This window comes from Actinoplanes missouriensis 431 (genome assembly GCF_000284295.1).
Lineage (GTDB): Bacteria > Actinomycetota > Actinomycetes > Mycobacteriales > Micromonosporaceae > Actinoplanes > Actinoplanes missouriensis.
Genome location: NC_017093.1, coordinates 7,230,350 through 7,251,177, shown reverse-complemented (window position 1 = coordinate 7,251,177; position 20,828 = coordinate 7,230,350). Strand labels below are relative to the sequence as shown.

Annotated in this window: 11 protein-coding genes; 9 read left to right on the top strand and 2 right to left on the bottom strand. The window is 68.7% G+C overall.

Annotated features, from left to right (window positions below):
* The first annotated feature begins 57 nt into the window (after nt 1–57).
* Nucleotides 58–1,374 carry a hypothetical protein gene (locus tag AMIS_RS32980; RefSeq protein ID WP_157435158.1) on the top strand — a complete coding sequence of 439 codons (1,317 nt, stop codon included), beginning with the start codon at nt 58–60 and terminating at the stop codon, nt 1,372–1,374.
* Between the two features lie 446 nt (nt 1,375–1,820).
* On the opposite strand, the gene AMIS_RS43085 is transcribed toward AMIS_RS32980, so the two are convergent.
* A complete protein-coding gene (locus AMIS_RS43085; RefSeq protein ID WP_014446801.1) occupies nt 1,821–3,386 on the bottom strand; it encodes a hypothetical protein in 1,566 nt (521 codons plus the stop codon).
* 654 nt (nt 3,387–4,040) lie between these two features.
* Between AMIS_RS43085 and AMIS_RS32970 the strand changes: the two genes are divergently transcribed.
* The 4 genes from AMIS_RS32970 to AMIS_RS32955 all read left to right on the top strand — a co-directional run bounded on the left by AMIS_RS32970 (nt 4,041) and on the right by AMIS_RS32955 (nt 10,378).
* Nucleotides 4,041–5,228 (top strand): hypothetical protein, encoded by a 1,188-nt coding sequence (locus AMIS_RS32970; protein ID WP_157435157.1) that lies wholly within the window; start codon nt 4,041–4,043, stop codon nt 5,226–5,228.
* The gene (locus AMIS_RS32965; RefSeq protein WP_014446799.1) at nt 5,225–7,723 is read left to right on the top strand and encodes a phospholipase D-like domain-containing protein; all 2,499 of its coding nucleotides are present in this window, start codon (nt 5,225–5,227) and stop codon (nt 7,721–7,723) included. The genes AMIS_RS32970 and AMIS_RS32965 overlap by 4 nt, the downstream gene beginning before the upstream one ends.
* Nucleotides 7,724–8,136: 413 nt before the next feature.
* Nucleotides 8,137–8,646 carry a hypothetical protein gene (locus AMIS_RS32960; protein ID WP_014446797.1) on the top strand — a complete coding sequence of 170 codons (510 nt, stop codon included), beginning with the start codon at nt 8,137–8,139 and terminating at the stop codon, nt 8,644–8,646.
* A gap of 43 nt (nt 8,647–8,689) precedes the next feature.
* Nucleotides 8,690–10,378 (top strand): HelD family protein, encoded by a 1,689-nt coding sequence (locus AMIS_RS32955; RefSeq protein WP_014446796.1) that lies wholly within the window; start codon nt 8,690–8,692, stop codon nt 10,376–10,378.
* A gap of 572 nt (nt 10,379–10,950) precedes the next feature.
* Here AMIS_RS32955 and AMIS_RS32950 read toward each other — a convergent pair.
* Nucleotides 10,951–11,367 (bottom strand): hypothetical protein, encoded by a 417-nt coding sequence (locus AMIS_RS32950; RefSeq protein WP_014446795.1) that lies wholly within the window; start codon nt 11,365–11,367, stop codon nt 10,951–10,953.
* 545 nt (nt 11,368–11,912) lie between these two features.
* Here AMIS_RS32950 and AMIS_RS32945 point away from each other — a divergent pair.
* The 4 genes from AMIS_RS32945 (at nt 11,913) to AMIS_RS32930 (ending at nt 20,742) form a co-directional block, all read left to right on the top strand.
* The gene (locus tag AMIS_RS32945) at nt 11,913–16,589 is read left to right on the top strand and encodes a type I polyketide synthase (RefSeq protein ID WP_014446794.1); all 4,677 of its coding nucleotides are present in this window, start codon (nt 11,913–11,915) and stop codon (nt 16,587–16,589) included.
* Between the two features lie 7 nt (nt 16,590–16,596).
* Nucleotides 16,597–18,843, top strand: a complete 2,247-nt coding sequence (locus AMIS_RS32940; protein WP_014446793.1) for an MMPL family transporter — start codon at nt 16,597–16,599, stop codon at nt 18,841–18,843.
* A 64-nt stretch (nt 18,844–18,907) separates the two neighbouring features.
* A complete protein-coding gene (locus AMIS_RS32935; protein WP_014446792.1) occupies nt 18,908–19,393 on the top strand; it encodes a hypothetical protein in 486 nt (161 codons plus the stop codon).
* Entirely contained in the window at nt 19,393–20,742 is a 1,350-nt protein-coding gene (locus AMIS_RS32930) for a hypothetical protein (RefSeq protein WP_014446791.1), read from the top strand. Before AMIS_RS32935 ends, AMIS_RS32930 begins: the two co-directional genes overlap by 1 nt.
* Nucleotides 20,743–20,828: the final 86 nt, after the last annotated feature.

Sequence of the window (20,828 nt, the reverse complement as noted above, 5' to 3'; positions counted from 1 at the left end):
TCGCGTCGTCGATATCAGTAGGCTCGGCCGGAGCCACGACTACGAATGGCGGAGAGCGTGACAGAGCAGTTGCAGGTGCCGGTCTGGACCCTGGCCACGAACCCCGAGAAGGTATCGCAGGCGGTTCAGCTTCCTGTAGCCCAAGAGGGGATGACGTCGGAGCGACTGGCCGGGCTGCGGCAGGCGCTCGCCGCGTTCCTCGATACGCCGCTCGTCACGGTGGAGGCTTATGCCCTTCCGCCGCAGACGCACTTTTCCGGGGGAAAGCTTCTCGACGCGGCTTCGCCTCTCGCGCTGGAACTCCGGAACCTGCTGAAACTGCCCGCGGATGCCCCCAAGTCCTCAGAGACGCTGTACCGGATGGTGGTGCCGAGGCGGCTGGCAGCGCAACTCGGTAAAGGATTGGTCCGCTCCATGCCGTCCAAGGAGGTCGCCGGCGGGATTTACGGCGGCATCCTCGGCAAGGCGGGCATCGTGAAGAACGCGACATTCGTTCCCGTCGCTACCGAAGCGTCCTCCGCTGGAGCCACCGCGGTCATGAAGAATGGTGTGAAGGCGGTGACCGGAGCTGCCGTGGTCACCGCCGCCTCGTCCTTCATCTTGCTCGCCGTGGCTACGGCCGCGAGCGTGCACGCCGAGGAGCAGCGCCGTAAGGCCATGGAGCGGGTCACCGAACTCCTTGAGGAGTTGACTGCGCAGAACCTCGACGAGGAACGTGACCGCCTCAACGGCGCCACCAGAGCCGTCGAACGAGCGGCTGCACTACTGCTCGACCGGGGTGAGGTCGGGCATTCGCTGGGCCTGGACTCTGCGGTGCACACCATCGACACCGCCATCGAAGCAACCATTCGGCGGGCGAAGGCTTGGCGAGCCAGGCTCGAGGGGTTCCCGTCCGAGGGCGTGGAGGTCGCCGATCTTCTCGAGGCTTTCCCCGGTATCGATCAGCCCAACGGTGCTTTCCGCACCGAACTCCGGCTCGCCATGCTGGCCATCGCCACGAAGCGGCGCGTTGCGGTCCTCCAGGCTGTGGACCATGCCCAGAGATCGCCGGAGCTCGACTTCCGCCGTTTCACCGAGGTACTCCAGGACGAGCAGCGAGAGGTGGACGAACTCCAGGGCGACCTGCGTACGCTTCTGGTCGACATGGCGGCGCTTCAGCTCCGTGCACCGACCAGGAGCTTCACCGATCGCCTGTTGACGCAGGGCGAGGTCAACACTCTGCTCGCCTGGCCCGGCCGGCTGAAGCAAATGGTCGATGAGGAGTCGGTGGCTGCCTCGGAGCTTCCCGACGTCGAGATCGGCCTGGTTCAGCAGGCTGACGGGAAGGTGCTGGTGCTGCCAGCGGAGGCGTTGCCGCGCGACTACGCTGCCTGATCATCACCCGGTTCGCGTCACCACCCAGAGAATCCCGTTCGGATTCCTGGCTGCGGGCATGATCACGAACGGTGCGTAGCGCGGCGGCGAAGTCGCTGCGTCCCGGTGCAGTCATCGGGAAGCGTCCGTAGCGCTGGCGACGTGTCTCGTACGCTCTCGTTTCGGCCGAAGCGGTGCCGGACGTTCGGTGTAGCCCTGGGAAGCGCGGTTTACCCCTTTCCCTCCGCCACTGCAGTTCGTCGGTCCACCAGGCGTAGGCCTCCCGTTCGAGCTGATGGCGGAGCCGACGTGCCAGGCCGACGCCGTCGAGGTTGAGGTCTGCGGCGGCGTCCGTCAGCGAGCGATCCGTGGTGTGGACGCTGTTGCCGATGACCTCGGCAAGACCGGCTTTCCGGAGCCGACTCAGATGCGCTCGGACGGTCCTGGTCGTGTATCCGGTCCTGCGGTCAGATCCTCGACGCTGGCGGCTTCCTGCAGCGTGGCCCCATGGGTTCGGGCTGCGTGATGACCAAGGCCTGCTCCTCGTGAAGTCCAGACATCAGATCGGTTGTGCTCCAGGATCGTGCGGAGTGCACCCGGAGAAACCCTGGGGGCGGGTTCCCTTGTGTTCCACCTGTGCACGAGACATGCATCCCGATCGAAGCGAAGCCGCCGTTCGACGGATTGGTCAGCTGCCAGATCGCCGCATCGTTTCCGGATGCCGCTGCGACGCAGACCAGCCAGGTGCACCCGAAGCCGTCGGGCTGCGACAGGCGGCTCAGCGCTCGGGAGACGGTCGCCACTCCAAGGCCCGCCAGCTCGGCGACCCGGCGCACACTCGCGCCCACCTGAGCTCGGTTGTGATCCAGTACGAGCAGGCAAACGGCATCGAGCACCAGTCGGTCGGCTGGTCCTGCCTGGCGGGCCCAACGGCTCGGCGCCACGGAGTCTGCCATCGCCTGCACACTGGCGACCAACTCGAGGAGGCCCTCGTCCGGTTCACCGGAAACGCCTCGCAACATGCCGACGACGGCGTCGACGGCCTTGGCCCATTGGCGGGTCAGCATCGCGGCCACCGTTTCGGGCGAGCGGGGTACCCGAGGGCCTCGGCCGGCGCCACGTGATGACCGGAGATGCTCCAATCCGTGGGCGGCGGGATCGCGGAGGAGTTGCGTGACGTCGTCGGCGCTGTAGCGGGCGATGACCAGGCGTGTGAGGCACCGCCAGGTGATCGGGTTGGCGTCTGCACTGGCCGGGATGGGCGAATACAGCAGCTCAAGCGTCTCCGGGCTCAGTTCCAGCCGGGTTCCAGCGAGCATCGGGTGCCCGTTTTCTGCGACGACGAGGCGTTGTCGACGTTCGTCATCCACAGCCCCGTGCTGGTCGTCACGAACTGTGGGCCAGCCCGTGGACGTGGCTGTAGGCAACGCGTCCATCAGTGCGCTGAGCCGTTCTGAAGGATTGCCGCCGCGCAGGATCGCGATGGCGTCGGCAACCGACCACTCCGGCAGGAGTTCGGACATACCGCCGCGCCGATGAGGTGCACCGATAGGCCGTACGCATCCCGTCTTGGGGTTACTCAGGCATCCGGGGTCGAGCGCGGGAATCACTCTCGGGAGCGTGGTACCGAGGCGGCGGACCTGTTCGGCGGTCAGCCCGTCGGGCCATGCTGACCAGATGTGCCGCCCGCCGCCCGGGCCGCTGGCTGCGACGATGTAGGCCACGCCGGCGGCGTCGAGCAGAGCCCGCAGGTGGTGGCAATCGTCTTCGACGTCGCCGAGCTTGGCATCGAGGTCGAGGTCGAGGGCGAGTAGACGGTAGCGGCTGGCCCAATCGGCGAGATAGATGGCGTACGGGACTGAATCCTCGCCTGGTCTGATCTCGGAGATCTCAGCGGAGCTGTAGGAGTGGTCGCGCCGCCGGTCGATGCGGATCGAGCGTCGTGGCATGAGATCGCGCCACGTCGCCCACCACCAGGCGCTGGTGTCAACTGGATCGGAGACGCCGGGGCGTCGGGCCGGTGCCGCGGTCATCGCGGCAGCCGGGCGGTTCGGAAGTCGGGCACCCGGCGTACCGTCCGGCGGCCGTGGGTGCTGTCAATGAGCTCCGGTGGTTACATCGCGATCCCGGCTGCCGTCATCTGGACAGCAAGGTAGCCACAGTCTTCGAATCCATCCGGTAGCCGGAGAGGTAACCGGAGGGCGGATCAGGACCCGAGCGATGGCGGTTGCCGATCTTTGCCGAGGTGATGTGCCCGGACGCTGGGGCCATCGATCGGGCGACCAGGGTGACGGGGCAGGCCGCTGTCGCGATTCCGCACTGTCATCGCCTCACTGCCGTAGGGAAGGATGGTTGCCATGTTGGTGGCTGGGGCGGCTTGGTCGGCTAAGGCTGATAGCCCGGAGGACACTGGTCGGCAGCCGCTCGCGGTGGAGGCGGTGACAGCCGCGCACGCGTCCGAGCTCGTGCCAGCGGTGATCACGACTACACCGCACGCTCGCTATCTCTCCCTGCACGCGCGCATGGCCGTCGAGGCGAGTCGGCGTGGGTGGTCGACCGACGATCTACCCGCATTTCGGCAACTCCTGCGACGTTGTGAGGTCATCCTGGCTGCGGTTTCCTTACGCCACGACGCCGTGGACAGGGAAGTCCATCAACGGCGCGCTGGCAAGCGGAGACCGCACGGAGTGAACACGATCGCCCAGGCATTAGACGGCTCCGAATCGATCGATCTTGACGAGCTGTCCCGCGCTTACAGCGTCGTTGCCAACGGTTTCTACGGGACTTACGGCGGTATCGAAACAGCGTTGGGATTGATCACTCCGGAGGTTCTCCCGGCACCGGGCCCTGCCGCCGAGCCTGAAGCTCTGGGGGCGCTGGATCAGGCCATTGAACTCGCGCTGGGCGGTGACGTACTGAGTATGGCGGACCTGGACGGCGCCGTCGGGGTCTGCCTGTGTCAGGTCAGCGCGAAGACGGATGGCGCCAGCTTGAGGCGGGCCTATTTCGGCACCGATGTGCCCGACCCGGATCTGGCCGCTGCCCATCGAGCAAGCGCGGCTGTTCTCACCAGGGCCGTTCACGGTCAGCCGGTCGACGACAACATCGACCTCATGATGGACCGGTTGTGCTGCTTCACTTCCGACCTGCCGCAGATTCTGGGCGGAGCGAACCTGGATCATGCCATGCGCTGGCGTGGGGCCTTGTTACGCAACTGGTCGGTCTGGGCCTGGCGGCTGCTGTGGGCGAACCTCGTCGCGCCGTTGAGCGGGACGGGTACCCGCGAGGATGCGGTCGCGGTCTTCGTGGCGGGTCTTCCTAGCGTCCGGGTGCGGCAGGCGTTGCGGGATGATCTTCCTCCGACCGTGGACGGCAATAGTGGTTTGCAGCCGGTAGAACACGACTTGAACGACGAAGTCGGCCAGGCCGGCGGCTGGTCTGTGCTGCAACTGTTGCGGTTGCTCGCTGTCGGCGCGCGCCGTGCCGACGAAGTCGACGGCCTGAGCCGGGAAGCGTTCCTGCGGTACGACCAGACCGGAATGGGGCCGGTGTGGTTCCGCGGTTGGATCGACGACCATGCTGATATTCCCCTGCCAGATGCCGCTCGATCGCTGGCGATTGCGATGTTCAACCGGGCAGAGAAGGTCAGCCGGGACAAGATGCAGTGGACCCGCACGGGGCTGCGAATGCCGACCCGGCTGCGTGTCGTCGGTGATCGGCTGCGGCTGGAGGGCCGCGAGGGAGACGCACCGGCGTCCCTACGGCTGGACACCTTCGCCAGCGTCCTGCTCCAGCTCGGCGTACTCGATGTCTCGGACGACGGCATGACATGGAAGCAGGGTCCGTACGGAACCGAGTGGAGCCCAGGTTCATGACTTATGACCTCACCGGGGCACCGCCGCCGCGGATCCTGCAGAAGCTGCCGATCGCGGACCCCGAGGAGATCCTGGTCCTGACCTACACCAGCGACCTTCCGTTCTTCGAGGACGTGTGTGTACGGCAGGCGCGGGCCCGTGGCGCGCGCGTCACGATCGTCTACGACGCGGGGCACGTCGAGCCGGGATTCGCCGCCGGTGGCGGACCGCTCACCGACTATGTGCCCGTACCAGTGCAGTGCCGCTCCGGCGGCGCGTTCCATCCCAAGTTACTGGTCGCGGCATCCGCCGACGATGCTTTGATCTCGATCGGCTCCGGCAACGCCACCTCGGCCGGCTGGCATCACAACGCCGAGCTATGGACGCATCTACGCATCGACGGTCCCACCATCCCGACGCTGGTGGAAGACCTCGCCGCATGGCTCCGTCGGCTCCCCGACCGGTTGTGGATGGAGCCGCTCGGCGTACAACGGCTGCACCGCGTCGCCGATCTGTTGACCACCCGCCCGAGCCGGCCGGAACCGGACGAACCCTGGCTGATCACCAATGACCAGGTGTCGATCATGGACCAGCTGCCAATGCCGGATCATCCCGTCGACCGACTGGGCGTCGCATCACCGTTCTTCGACCCGCCTGCCGATGCCTTGACAACCCTGATCACCCGGCTGCGGCCTGACAGTCTCGAGGTCCTCCTCACCCGTGACGCCCAGCTCGACTCCGGCCGCTTCGAGCGGGTGCTGGACCGTGTCGGCACCGTTCGAGTCGCCCAGCCGAGGACGTCGCGCTACCACCACGGCAAGGCGCTCGAATGGTGGTCCGGACCTGCCGGCGTCCTGGTCACCGGCAGCGCGAACTGCACCCGCGCCGCGTTGCTGCGGTCGATGGATGACGACCGCGGCAACTGTGAGCTGGCGCTCCTGCAGGAGATCGTCGAGTCGGTTGTCGACCTGGTCGACGCCGAGCAGAAGGATCTCGACGATCTGTTACTCCGAGAACCGGGCCGGGAAACCGAGCCGAACCCCGCCATCCGGGTGCTGACCGCCCAGATCCTCACCGACCCCGACCGGATCGAGATCACCATCCTGGTGACCGCCGGTACGGCACCCGATCACTTGCTCATCGACGTCGCAGGCGAGACGCACACCGCAATCCGCGCCGCGAATAACGACGCCATCCACACCTACCGCCTTGATCACAGTCCCGGCACCCTGTCCCGATCCGTCACGGTCCGAGACGACAGCGGCGCTGCTCTTGGTGCCGCGCTCGTCACTGACGTACACAGTGCGTTGGCCCGGGTTCGGCATCCATCGCCGCTGGAGCAACAATCGCTACCCGAACTGCTGGGTAGCGAGGAACAGATGCAAGCGCTGCTCGACGCGCTGCGCAGACTCGCCGAGATCGTCCCTCCCCGCCCCGATGAGGAGGAGACGCCGCTCAGTCGTCGGCGGCGCCGAGCGCGGGTGGAAGAGGACATCCGCCGCGCGGTCGGGTCCGGGCTGCTGAACCTTGCCCTCGGACGCGATCGCAACGAGGCCTCAGCCGGAGGTAACGACGGCGGCGAACTCAAAGGCGATGAAGGCGAGCCCGATCGCAAAGACCTGGAACAGTCGGCTTCGAAGAGCATGACTCCTCCCCTGAGTGCGGCAGCCGCGTTTCAAGCCCAGACCGAGAACCAGCGGATGAGAGCGCGGGCGTGGTTCCGACGCCTCGTTGAGGAATCCGCCGAATGGCCGCTCGGGGCACAGTTGGCGTCGTACCGAAGCCTGTTGATTGCCGTTGGGGGTGGCCTCTGGCCCTACCCTCAAGATTGGGCCTGGTTGGTTCATGACGGCCTGGACAACCTGTGGGCTGCCCCGGAGGACAAGTCCCTCGCCGTTGAGCACGGCGCCCTCGCTGTCATCGGGCTGCTCGCCATTCGGCATGGGACGCTGTCCCAGCCCGATGATCCGGGCCTGGCTGCCGGCTTCAAGAGTTTCCTGGCCGCCTTCCGTGACTGGCGGGACTGGGCACTCGACGTGAACCTCGAAACCATCGAGAGGTACGCTTACCAGCTCAGCGGCCACACGCTCGGCCCCAGGTTCACGGCGGTGAACATCCGATCCGACCTTGAGTGGCTGTTGGCTCGCCGTGAAATCGATGATGCCCTCGATCAACTCGATGACATCAGTGACTCGGCGGATTTCACCACCGACGGTACGGTGGTCGTTCAGGTAAGAAAGAATCCGAAGCGAGCCGTACTCCTTGTGCTCGATCGGCTCCGAAAGTTTCCGGACACCCACGTCATCGCCCACTTCAACGGCGAGGTTCACGGTTGGTGGAACGGAAGACGACTGCTGCTTGCCTGGCCGACCCCCACAGGCTGGCGTGCCTCGGTATGGCACAACCTGTTCACGGGCATCGTCGGCTACGCCGGAAGCAGTCCGTTGCCCGCTGCCTCGGAGAGCGCCGCTGTGACCGATCCGGCTGAAGCGTGGACCAAGTTCGGAAGCCGCTGAGATTCACTCGGCCAGAAAGAACAAGCACCGGACCGGCAGGGCAGAGGACGACTCGATCTCCGGCCAGATGTGCCTCCAGCCTTTGAACCAGGCTCATTACCCCGTCGGGCTCGGCGGACTGATCTGTGTCGTTCTCTCCGCCGAGATCGCGGAGGAATGGGTGCCGTTTTAGTAGTAATCAGGCGGTTACGAGGGAACGGGTTCCGATCGAGGGAACGACATAGGATCTTCTGCTGTCGTCGCAAGTGGCGTGACACCTCGGGCCGAGTTCGCCGGGGCGTGGATTACTCATCCGCCGCATGGTGTCTGTAGACCGATCCACGTGCTCTGAACGCGGGATCGATCGATTATCCAGGCAAGATACGATCACCGTCACCTATGCGGATGCGATGTGATCCACCGGAGCGTGAGTCATGACTGCCGACGGCACGGTGGCGGCCGAGATCGCGACTGAGCAGGAGTACTTCGATCGCGCTGCAGGCGAGCGCGAGCGTAGGCGCCGGGCGGTCGCTGATATCCCCGGCGCCACTGCGAACAAGGGGGCGGCACAGCGCGCAGCCCGCTATGTCGAAGCGCGTCTCGCGTCGATGGCGGGCCCGCTGGATCAGGTCGCGATCGGCCGGATCGACACCGATCTCGGCGAACGCCTCTATGTCGGTCACGAACTCATCCGTGACGAGGCCTCCAGCCTTCTCGTCACCAGTTGGAAGTCTCGGACAGCCGCGGCCTACTACAAGGCCAAGCCGGCTGATCCACTCGGTGTGCGCCGCAAACGGGTCTTCCGGTGCACCGGAAACCGGGTCGACGGATTCGCAGACACGGTGTTCGATGACGTCCCAGAAACCTCGGTCGACGCCGACGGCGCCTGCCTTCCGCACCTGGACGACGCGTTGTTGACCGAGTTACAGGCCTCGCGCGGGTGAACTACGGAGCATCATCGCTACTATCCAGGCCGCCCAGTATGAGGTGATCGAGGCCCCGCTGAACCAGTTGACGGTGATCCAAGGTGGTCCAGGCACAGGCAAGACCGCGATCGCACTGCACAGGGTGTCCTGGCTGCTGTACAACCATGACGAGCTCGACGCTGAGGACGTGCTGGTCGTGGGGCCGAACAGCACGTTCGTCCGCTACATCGAGGATCTGCTCCCCGATTTGGGGGACGACGTCGCCCACTTGGCCATCGGCGACTTTCGTCCAGACATCCGTCCGAGACCCCAGGTGCGCGGGAGAGAGAGCGAGAACGTCGCCGCGCTCAAGGGCGATGTGCGGATGGCTGGGCTCCTGGCCTGGGCACTGATGCAGGGAGTCGAACGACCTTCTGCGGTGAAGGCGTGGGAGGCCCAGGTGAACGGCCGGACATACACGTTCGATGGCGCGGGACTCGTCGCAGCGGTCGACGACGCGTTGCAGGCCGGGACCTACCAGCAGGCGCGGCTGCGGTTGTGCGGCTGGTTCCGAACCGAATGTTCCAGGAATGGCACCTGGGTCGACGAACAGGACCCGATGGCTCTGACCGGGCAGATCATGCCCGAGATGACGGCTGCGGCGTTGGTTCAGCGAGTGCTGAACCGTGCGGATGAGTTGCAGGGCGTCAGCGCGGGGAACTTCACCGCCGAGGACCTCCGCCAGATGTGGCGGGAACCTCGACCGTCGGCCCAGGAACGTTGGACCTTGGCCGACATGTTCCTCCTCGACGAGGCGGACGAACTGATCAACGGCTCGCCGCAGCGATACCGTCACATCGTCGTCGACGAGGTGCAGGATCTGTCACCGATGCAGCTGCGGGCTCTCGCGCGGCGCTCTCACGGGTCGATGACGGTGGTAGGTGACATCGCGCAGTCGACAGGCCTGTGGTCACGTGACGACTGGGACGACCTGCTCTGCCACCTGCCGGATCGCCTTCCTGTCGGTTGGCACGAACTTCGTTACGGCTATCGCGTACCTCGGCAGATCCACGAACTCGCGGCGAGCCTTGCGCCAGATGTCGCCCCTGGTGTCGAACCGCCCCAACCGGTTCGGGAGGCCGACGAGGAGCCGTTCTGGTGTGAACTGGACGAACAAGCCTTCGCCGCACAGTTGGCGAAACGGGTTGTTCACCACCTGGACGACGATCTGGGCGTGGGTGTCGTCTGCCCCGCATCTCGGCGGCAAGCCGTCGAGGCCGCGTTGACCGATGCCCGCATCGACTGGGGCGACGCCGACCGTGCCGAACTCGATGCCGACACCACGGTGGTCAGCCCGGAGAACGCCAAGGGCCTGGAGTTCGACGTCACGGTAGTCGTCGACCCCACCGGCATCCTCAAGAACGACGACGGTAACCGCGGTGACAGGTTGCTGTACGTAGCGCTGACCCGAGCCACACAGCGCCTCGACGTCATTTCCATTGCTCCGCAGCCGGCCAGCGCCTCTCCGGAGAACTCGCCGCGCCGAGTGGTAGGTGCTGAGCAGGCTGAGAACACAGAGACACCGCCGCCCACCGCGGTGTCCGTGGAGCCGGTCACCGCGGCCGACGCCCTGCAGCGCCAGGTGGTCGGCCTCATCGTCGACGACATCATGGGGAGACTCAGCCTCATCGCCCCACATCTGTGGCAGCCCGTCCTCGATGAGGTCGCCGCGAGGTTGGGCAGGACACGCTCGGACACTTCATCGAGCTGAGAGGGCGCCCCTCATCGCGGCCCTCGGCGGGCTGTCGGAACTCTGTCGAAGCCTGGCGACGCGGTTGGCATTGAGGGAGTGAGGGATTCCCTCAGCGCCGACGACGAGAGATTCCCTCAAGATTCCCTCAGCACGTCCCGCGCGAGGCGCAACTTAGCGCCATGAGCAGCCACTTCCAAGCGCTATAACAGTTCCCTCGTGAGCTGTCAAACTCCTTGGTCAGCAAGTGTCCTCTTCCTTGACACGGAAGAGGTCACTGGTTCGATCCCAGTATCGCCCACGAGCTTGGGGCGTCTCTGTCTGCGGAAAGCGCAGACGGGGGCGCTCGTTTTGTCATTGCGCGACTTCGTCGCGCGGCGGGGGCTTCGCCACCCGCGGCCCCCTCTGCCGGGGGCGGGCTTCGGCGGTGGTTGCGGGGAAGGTGCATCACGTTCAACCCCGCTTCGGTACGGGCGGAGAGCTGCTCTGTGACGCCTGAAAGCCCCGCTGGTTGGCGGGGCTTTTCGCGGTTTGGGCGGCCGGTGATCGAGGGCTGAGGCTGTCGATCACCGGCCGGGCTGCCGGGGCTGGCGTCAGCCGATGCCGATGTTGTTGTGCGCACTCACCGGCATGTAGTAGCGGTTTCCGTCGAAGACGGCGTCGTAGCCGTTGACCAGAAGGTTGGCCAGCGACTGCGGCGGGGGGATCGGGCCGTTGCGGCACTCGGCCCAGCCGTTGAGGTCGGTCGTCGCCTCGCACATCGGGAACCGCTCCCCGGTGGTGACGAAGTTGACGATCAGGTTGGGGACGGGACGTCCGCCGACCGTGATGAACCGGGCCCGCAGGCCGAGCGTCTCCCGGGCGATGATGTCCATGGTGCCGTAGTAGGCAGTCGCGATGAGACGCTGCCGCTGGAAAGTGGGTGCGGCCTGAGCCGGCGCCGGGTTCGCTGCGACAAGGGCTGCCACAGCGGCCGCGGCGGCGAGCCACCGCTTGGTCATGTGCTTCATGGCGCAGAAAACTAGGCGATCCAGCGACCCAACGCCAAAACGCCGCACTCACGAGTGGCCGATGACTACCGAATCGGGTCAACATTCGTAACCCTTTCCGCTCCGGGGCGTTTCCTGCGCGTCGAGCGACGTTGCCGGTGGCATCGCGAATGAGTGGCGGCGAGATGTGCTGTGAATCATCAACCCGCCCCGACACCTTCCGAATGCCGCTCCGTTGAGTAGGAGTGAACCGCGCCTAAGAAGGATATCGAGGTTTATTCAAAGAATGAATTGATAGATATGTTCGGCTTCGTGAGCCGCCGGTGATGCCGGTGAGTATCAGCAGCTCAGAGCAGTGCTGAACCCATCTGGGTGACGCCATGGGAAGGATCTTCTTCATCGAGATCACATGCTCTAGCTTCTTGTACGATCAGGCTGCGACGTCCGGGGAAGAGTCCCGGAAGGCGTCAGCCCTTGCTCATTAGCGCCACCGCCGGCGGTTGTTCATCGGCGAGGTCGGCGCTTTTCTGCTCTCTTTCCGGTCGGGCCTAACGGGTACCGCAAGCATGGGGACATCAGTGGATATAGCGATCGTCGGCCTTTCCTGCCGTTTTCCGGGCGCTCGCGACGTTACCGAGTTCTGGACGAACTCGTTGAACGCTGCTCATCATTTCCGGCCGGTTCCGGCCGAACGGTGGAATCACGACAGCTTCTTCTCGACCAACTACCGGGACAAGTACTCCACCTACACCGACCGGGTGGCGTTCCTCGAGGACGTCGAGCAGTTCGCGGCTCTGCACCACCGCGTTCCGCCGCGCCGGGCGAAGGCCATGGACCCGCAGCACCGGCTGCTCGTCGACCTGGCCCGGGAGGCGGTGCAGGACGCCGGCTGGGAGCGGAGCGACTTCGACCGCGCCCGTACCGGGGTCTTCGTGGGCCTGAGCTCGTCGGACTACCGGGAGATCGCCGGGGCCCGGATCATGGCGACGATGCTGGCCGACGGCTCGCTGCCGGCCGGCTCCTACGACGAGAGGCTGCTCGCCGCGACCGCCGAGGCGGCCGCCTCGATCGAGCCGCCGCAGTCGTTCTCGCTCGCCGGCAATCTGCTCAACATGGCGCCGTGCACGGTGTCCGAGCTGCTCGATCTCGGTGGCCCGTCGTTCGCCGTGGACGCCGCCTGCTCCTCCGCGCTCGTCGCCCTGCACGAGGCGATCAACCACCTGCGCACCGGCTCCTGCACCACGGCGCTGGTCGGCGGCGTCTTCATCAACATGACGCCGAGCGCGCTGATCGGCTTCTCCCGGGTGGGCGCGCTCTCCTCGGACGGCGTCTGCCGGCCCTTCGACGTCCGCGCCGACGGCTTCGTCCTCGGTGAGGGCGGTTCGCTCGCGGTGCTGCGCCCGCTGGACGACGCGCTCGCGGCCGGCGACCGGATCTACGCCGTGATCAACGGAATCGGCACCGCCAACGACGGGCGCGGCGCCGGGCCGATGACACCGTTCCCGGAGGGTCAGGAAGCGGCCATGCGTGCCGCGTACCGGGACGCCGGGCTGGAAGCCGGCGCCATCGACTTCCTGGAGGCGCACGGCACCGGCACGGCGGTGGGCGACCGGGTCGAGGTCGAGGCGATCCGCCGGCTGCGCTCGGACGTCACCGACCGGCCCTGTTACCTCTCCTCCGGCAAGGCCACCATCGGGCACACCATGCCGGCCGCCGGCGCCGCCGGGATCATGCGCGCCGCGCTGGCCCTGCACCACACCACGGTGCCGCCGCAGCCCGCGATCAACCAGAACCCCAACCTGCCGCTGTCCGCCGCCGGCCTGTCGATCACCACTGCGCCGCGGGAGTGGCCGGAGATCCCCGGTGACAAGCGTCGCGCCGGGGTCAACTCGTTCGGGTTCGGCGGGACCAACGTGCACGCGGTGCTGAGCGAGGCCCCGAGCCCGCTGAGCCTCGGCGAGGACACCGGCGAGGAGGGCCGGCCGTGGATGGTGCTGATCACCGCGGGCACCGTCGACCTGCTCTCCACGTACGCCCGGCGGCTCTCCACCATGGTCTCCACCGACCCGGCCCTGACGCCCGCCGCAGTGGCCCGGACCATGGCCACGCGCGAAGCGCTCCCGGCTCGCCTGGCCGTGATGTGCCGGACGCGAGCGGAGCTCGCGGCGCGTCTGGCGCTCGCCGCGCAGGAGCTCGGCGCCGGCGCTCTCGGCAAGCTGGGCCCCGGCCTGTACGCGGCCGAAGCGCCCCTGGAGGAGGAGGACCGCAAGGTCGCGTTCCTCTTCCCCGGACAGGGCTCGCTGCGCCCCGGTGTGCTGCGTGACCTGGTCGAGCGGTTCCCGCTCTTCGCCCGGTACGCCGGGCCGCTCGCCGACACCGTCGACAAGCGCACCGGCACCGCGGTCTCCGACCTGCTCTGCGAGAACCCCGGACCGGGCGCCGAGGCGCAGGTCAGCGACACCCGGATCTGCCAGCCGGGTCTCGGCATCGCCGGGATCAGCATGGCCCAGCTGCTCGCCGACTGCGGTGTCACGCCGGACGTCGCCCTCGGCCACAGCGTCGGCGAGCTGGTCGCCGCCGTGTCCGCCGGCGCGCTCACCCCGGACGACGGCCTCGACTTCCTGATCGAGCGCGGCGCCGCGGTGACCTCGGGGGAGGAACCGGCGCCCGGCACGATGGCCGCGATCAAGGCCGACGCGGCCGCCTTCGAGGAGCTGCGCTCGGGCATCCGCGGGGTCTGGGCGGGGTGCTACAACCACCCGGCGCAGACCGTGGCGAGCGGGCACCGGGACGCCGTCGCGCACCTGCTGGATCGCTGCCGTACCCGTGGGGTGTCGGCGGTCGAGCTGCGGGTGTCGCACGCGTTCCACTCGCCGCTGCTGGCCGAGGTGGACGGCCGGATCGCCGAGTACACCGCCGACCTGGCGGTCCGGACACCCGGTGTGCGGTTCGTGTCCAGCGTCGACCCGGAGGCGGCGGCGGAGCCGGACCAGCTGCGCGCGCTGTGGAGCCGGCACATCTCGTCGCCGGTGCTCTTCCGTGACGCCGTCGACACGGCCGCTGCCGCGGGCGCCCGGATCCTCGTGCAGGTCTGCGCCGGCGACGCCCTGCTCGGCATGGCCGCGCAGATCCCGTCCACTGCGCGGCTCAGCAAGATCGCGCTGATGCCGTCCGAGCCGGACGACGGGTACGCGCTGCTCGAAGGCCTGGGACGGCTCGCCGTCGCGGGCGTGCCGGTGGACCTGACGCCGTTGTTCAGCGGTCTCGGCGTACCCCTGCTGACCCTGCCGCCGTCGCCGCTCGCCACGCAGTACTACTCGATCCGCCGGACCGCCGAGGAAGCCGGTCCGATTCCCGTCACCACCGCGCTGGAGCGCCCGGCGCTGCCCGCCGGAGAGCTCGACCTACGCCTGCCGGAGCGCTCGGCGCTTCCGGTCGCCACCAGAAATGGAGATCCGACGCCAGTGAACGACGTCATTTCTTTGATGCGGGAACAGCTCGACGTTCTGCGCAACATCGGTGTGGAGCCGATCCGGGCCATCAGCACGCCGGCCATCGGCGCGCCGGCCATCGCGGCGCCGGCCATCGAGCAGGCCGCACCTGTCGTCCGGGCGGTCCAGGAGCCCGAGCCGGTGGCCAAGCGGGCCGTGGTGCCGGCGCAGAAGACCGGGCCGAACGACGTCGGCGCGATCGTCGGCGAGCTCGCGAAGATCATCGGTTCGATCAGCGCGTACCCGTCCGACCTGGTCCGTGCCGAGCAGTCGTTCGCCGACGACCTCGGGTTCGACTCGATCATGATCTCGGAGCTGCTCACCGCGATGCGGCGGCGCTGGCCGGACGTGGACGTGGACCCGGCCGACATGTTCGAGGTGCACAAGGTCGGCGACCTGGCGCAGCTGCTGTCCGCGGCGCTCGGCGGCAACAGCACGCCGGCCGTGGCCTCGCCGCCGCCCGCGCAGCCGCAGCACGCCGCGCCGGTCGTGCCGACGCCGGAGCGTGCCCTGGTGGCGCCGCCGCGCAAGGAGGTCGCCGACGTGGCCGCGCTGCCCGAGGTCGTGGAGTTCCGCCAGCGTGGCGCGATGATGGAGCGGATGGTGCAGGTCGCCAACCCGTACTTCATCGTCCACGAGGCCGGGATCGGCCGGGCCACCACGGTCGGCGGCCGGCAGCTGATCTCCTTCTCCAGCTACAACTACCTCGGCCTGGCCGGGCACCCGATGGTCGCGTACGCGGTGAAGGAGGCCGTCGACAGGTACGGCTCCTCGGTCTCGGCGGCCCGGATCCTCTCCGGCAACCGGGCCCTGCACGACGAGCTGGACCGGGCGCTCGCCGAGTTCGTCGGCTGCGAGGACGCGATCACCATGATCGGCGGTCACGCCACCAACGTCAGCGTGATCGGCCACATCGTCGGCCCCGAGGACCTGATCGTGCACGACGCGCTCGCGCACGACAGCATCCTGCAGGGCTGCCGGCTCTCCGGCGCCAGCCGCCAGCCGTTCGCCCACCAGGACTACGCGGCCCTGGACGAGCTGCTCACCACCACCCGTGACCGGTACCGCCGGGTGCTGATCGTGGTCGAGGGCGTCTACAGCATGGACGGCGACATCTGCGACCTGCCGGCGCTGATCGCGCTCAAGAAGAAGCACGGCGCGCTGCTGATGGTCGACGAGGCGCACAGCATCGGCGTGCTCGGCGCCCGTGGCGGCGGCGTCGGCGAGCACTTCGGCGTCGAGCGCACCGACGTGGACGTCTGGATGGGCACCCTGTCCAAGTCCCTGGCGAGCTGCGGCGGTTACATCGCCGGCCGGCACGAGCTGATCGACTACATGCGGTACACGCTGCCCGGTTACATCTTCAGCGCCGGCATGAGCCCGGCGAACGCCGCCGCGGCGCTCGCCGCCCTGCACATCCTCCGCGAGGAGCCGCAGCGGCTGGCCGCGCTGCACAACAACGCCGGCACGTTCCTGCGGCTCGCCAAGGAGGCCGGGGTCGACACCGGAAGCGCCGTCGGCACGCCCGTCGTCCCGGCGATCACCGGTGACTCGATCAAGGCGCTGCTCCTCGCCGACATGCTGTTCCAGAACGGGGTCAGCGCGAACCCGATCCTGTACCCGGCGGTCAAGGAGAAGATGGCCCGGCTGCGGTTCTTCGTGACCGCCGAGCACACCACGGACGACATCGAGAAGACCGTGGACCTGCTGGCCCGCCACCTCGACCCGGCCACACTGTCCCAGTCCGTGTGAGCGCGGAATGACATCGGTAACCCCGCGCCCGGTCACCACCGGCCGGCGCGTCCCGACCACCGGCCCGGCTACCGGGCCGGTGGTACGGCTCGTCACCCGCCGCCCCAAATCGGTCCTGATCACCGCGCTGCTGATCGCGGTGGCCGCCATCGTGTTCAGCGGTGACCTGGTCGGGGCCCTGAAGACCGGCGGTTTCGACGATCCGAGCTCGGAATCGGTACGGGGACAGAAGTCGCTCGCCCAGCACTTCCACGCCGCCGACCCGAACCTCGTCGTCATGCTCGAGAAGCCGGGCGGCGACGTCGACGACCCGGACGTCCGCACGGTCGCCGACCAGGTGACGCAGCGGCTGACCGGGACCGAGGGCGTGAGCGTGGTCGGCTCGTACTGGGCCGGCCGGGCGCCGCAACTGGCCGGGCGGGACCGGGACAAGGGCATCATCCTGGCCCGGGTCGACGGCGACGAGGACACCAGCGCCGCACGGGTGAAGGACCTGCACGAGCTCGCCGGGCACACCGGCGCGGTGACCGTCGGGTTCGGTGGGATCACCCAGGTCAACAACGACATCAACGCCCAGGTCACCGAGGACCTGGCGCGCGCCGAGGCGATCGCGGTGCCGATCACGCTGATCCTGCTGCTGCTCGTGTTCGGCACGGTGTGGGCGGCCGGGGCGCCGCTGCTGATCGGCCTCTTCTCGATCGTCGCGACGCTCGGCACGCTGCGGTTGCTGGCGGTCTTCACCGACGTCTCGGTCTTCGCGGTGAACATGGCGACGGCGCTGGGACTGGGCCTGGCCGTCGACTACAGCCTGCTCTTCGTCTCCCGGTACCGGGAACAGCGGCTCCGCGACCCGGACAACATCACGGCGCTGGCGGCGACGATGCGTACCGCCGGGTCGACCGTGGTCTTCAGCGCGGCCACCGTGGCGGTCGCGCTGTGCAGCCTGCTGGTCTTCCCGCAGTACTTCCTGCGGTCGTTCGCCTACGCCGGGATCGCCGTCGTGATCGCCACGGTCTGCGCCGCGCTGATGGTGCTGCCGGCCCTGCTGGTGCTGCTCGGGGACCGGATCGACAGGTGGCCGGTGCTGCGCCGGCGACCGGCCGCCGGCGGGCACGCGCCGTTCTGGGGACGGGTCGCCGCGGAGGTGATGCGCCGGCCGTTCCGCAGCGCCGTACCGGTGATCCTGTTCCTGATCGCGCTCGCGATGCCGTTCACCCACATCAAGTTCGGCATCGCCGACGACCGGGTGCTGCCCAAGGACGCGGAGAGCCGGGTCGTCGCGGACGCGCTGCGCACCGAGTTCGCCGGGACCGGCAGCGGCGCCACGGTGATCGTCGCCGACGGCTGGGGAACCGGCACCAACGGCATCAAGCGGGCCGCCGTGTACGCGGCACGGCTCTCCCGGGTCGAGGGGGTGAGCCGGGTGGACAGCATGGCCGGGACGTTCGTGCACGGCGTCGCGACCCCGAAACTGATCACGATGCATCCGCGGACGTACGCGTCCGGGAAGCTGGCCACCTATTTCTCGGTGCTCACCGACGTGGAGCCGTACTCGGACGCGGGCGCCGACCTGGCGCGTGCGATCCGTGCCGTGCCGGTGCCGGCGGGAGTCCCGGTCATGGCCACCGGCCCGGCCGCGCAGCTGGTCGACATCACCGCCTCGATCGGCGGACGGCTGCCGCACGCGCTGATCCTGATCGCCTGCACCACGTTCGCGCTGCTGTTCCTGCTCACCGGCAGCGTGCTCCTGCCGCTCAAGGCGCTGGTGTTCAACCTGCTCACGATGAGCTCGGTCTTCGGCGTCGCGGTCTGGATCTTCCAGGACGGCAACCTGTCCGAGGTGCTGGGATTCACCGCGACACCGCTGACCGTGGCGATCCCGGTGCTGCTGTTCTGCGTGGCGTTCGGGCTCTCGATGGACTACGAGGTGTTCGTGCTGTCCCGGATCATCGAACGGCATCGGCAGGGCGCCGATCTGCGTACCGCTGTGGTGGAGGGCCTGTCCCGCAGCGGCCGGGTGATCAGCGCCGCCGCCGCGATCCTGTCGGTGTCGTTCCTGGCCATGCTGGTGTCCGGGGTGTCGTTCATCCAGTTCTTCGGGCTCTGCGCGGCGCTGGCGATCATCCTGGACGCGCTGCTGGTCCGGCCGGTGCTGGTGCCGGCGTTCATGCGGCTGCTCGGCCGCTGGAACTGGTGGGCGCCCGGGCCGCTGCGGGCCCTGCACGCGCGGATGGGCCTGCGCGAACACGGCTGAGGTCGAGGGGGTCCGGCCAGGACCGACCGGTTTTTGTCGGACCCCTCCGATAGAACTACGCCCCATGAGCATCCCCTACGAGCGCCGCAGCTCGGCGCCCGTCATCGAGCCAGTGCGATCGCGGAAACTGGCGAAAGTGCCCTTTCTCGAGCTCGCCGAGGGCCGCTTGCAGGGCGTGGTGTCGAGCGGGTCCGACGTCTCCCGGGTCTACGTCTCCTCGATCACCGCGGGCGATCACGGCCTGAGCTGCAACACCAACAACAACCGCCCGTGCGGTGGCCTCAGCGGGGCCTACCCGTGCAACCATCTGCGCTCGCTGCTGGCCGAGGCCACCCTGCAGTACGGTGCGGCGCGCGTCGCGCGTTACCTGAAGGTCGAGGTCGTCGAGGGCGCCGACCTGATCACCGGCCTGCACCCGGTCGCCGCGCCGAACCGGGCGGCCGAGGTGTTCAGCAGCTTCCTGCGGCACCTCTCCTACCTGGAGCTGCCGGCGACCACCGACCCGCTGCCCGACCTGCAGTGGTTCCCCGCGGCCGGGACGGTGCGCTGATGCTCGCCGACGCCCTGCGCGCCCGCCCCGCCGGGCTGAGCGAGACGCTGGTCCTGGTCGACGGCCTGGACGACGTGCTCGTGCACGGCCTGGCCCGGATCGACGAGGAGCGTGCCGCGTCGCTGTCGGCGCTGGCCGCCGCGTTCGCCGGCTCACCGCTCGCCGGCCGGGTGACCGACTCGATCGGCAAGATCGTCGCCGGGACCGTCACCGACGAGCACCTGGCGGTGCTGGCCGGCGCGCGCACCGCGCTGCTCGGCGCCGCGCACGACGCCCTGCTCGGCACGCTCGCCCGCAAGCGGCTGCCGTCGCCCGCCCCGGTCGAGGCCCCGGCCCTCGTCGCCGGCGGCAGCCGCTCCTGGCTGCGCGAGCTGGCGATCGCCGGGTGGCGCGGCGTCGACCACGAGCTCGCCGCGGCCGGCTCGCCGGCCGTGCAGGCACTGCTCGCCGATCCGGCGGCCCGCCGCCTGGCGGTGCTGCTCGACGGGTTCGCCGCCGAGCTCCGCGCCGCCGCGCCGGTCGCCACCCTGGACCGTGTCCCGGCCCGGCGCTGGGCGGACCTCTGGACCCGCGCCCTGCTGCTCTCCCAGGACGGGTTCCCCGCCGATCCCGGCGAGCCGGTCGACGGGCGGTTCCTGCTGCTCGGCGCCGACCTGCACGAGCACCCCACGATCTTCCAGGCGCAGGCGCACGGCCTGCTGGAGACGGCCGGCGGCGAGGTCCGCCTGGTGCGCGCCGCGGTGGCCGCGCCGAAGGTCGAGACCATCACCGGCCCGTCCGCCTGGCGCATGCTGGCGGCGTTCCCGATCTTCCGGGCCGCTCTGGCCGAGCACCGGTCGGTCGAGGTCAGCGGCCTCGTCCTGACCGGCGGCGGCGACCTGATCTGGGACGAGTCGCAGGTCACCGCCGGTGAGCCGGCCGACCCGTTCGCGACCGCCCGGGTCCGGCTCGACGCGGCGGCGGCAGCGTCCCTGCCGCCGCTCGACAGGCATCCGGCCGCGATCGCCGAGCCGGTGCTGCTGGAGGGTTACACCGCCGGCCCGGACGGGCTCGACCTCGGCGGCGTCACGCTGGCGCTCGACCTGGACCGGCTGCCCGCCGCCGGCCCGCTCACCCCGGCCCTGGTCACCGCGTCCACCGCCTGCCTCGGGCTGCTGCGTTGGGACGCCGGTCGATGGGCGCTCCAGCCGCTCGCCGTGCAGGCCACGGTGAAACGGAAAGCGGTGGCGGTGCACGCCGGTGACTGGGCGCTCGGCCCGCTCGACGCGAAGGCCGCGAAGGCGGAGGCGGTCGCCGGCACGGCCGTCGACGTGCTCCGCGAGCGCGCGGGAAGGCTGCTGCGCAAATGAGCACCGCGGAAAATCGGCGTCAGGTGCTGTACTGGCGGCTGCTGGCCCGGCTCTTCGACCCCGAGGAGCAGGCCGCGCTGGAAAAC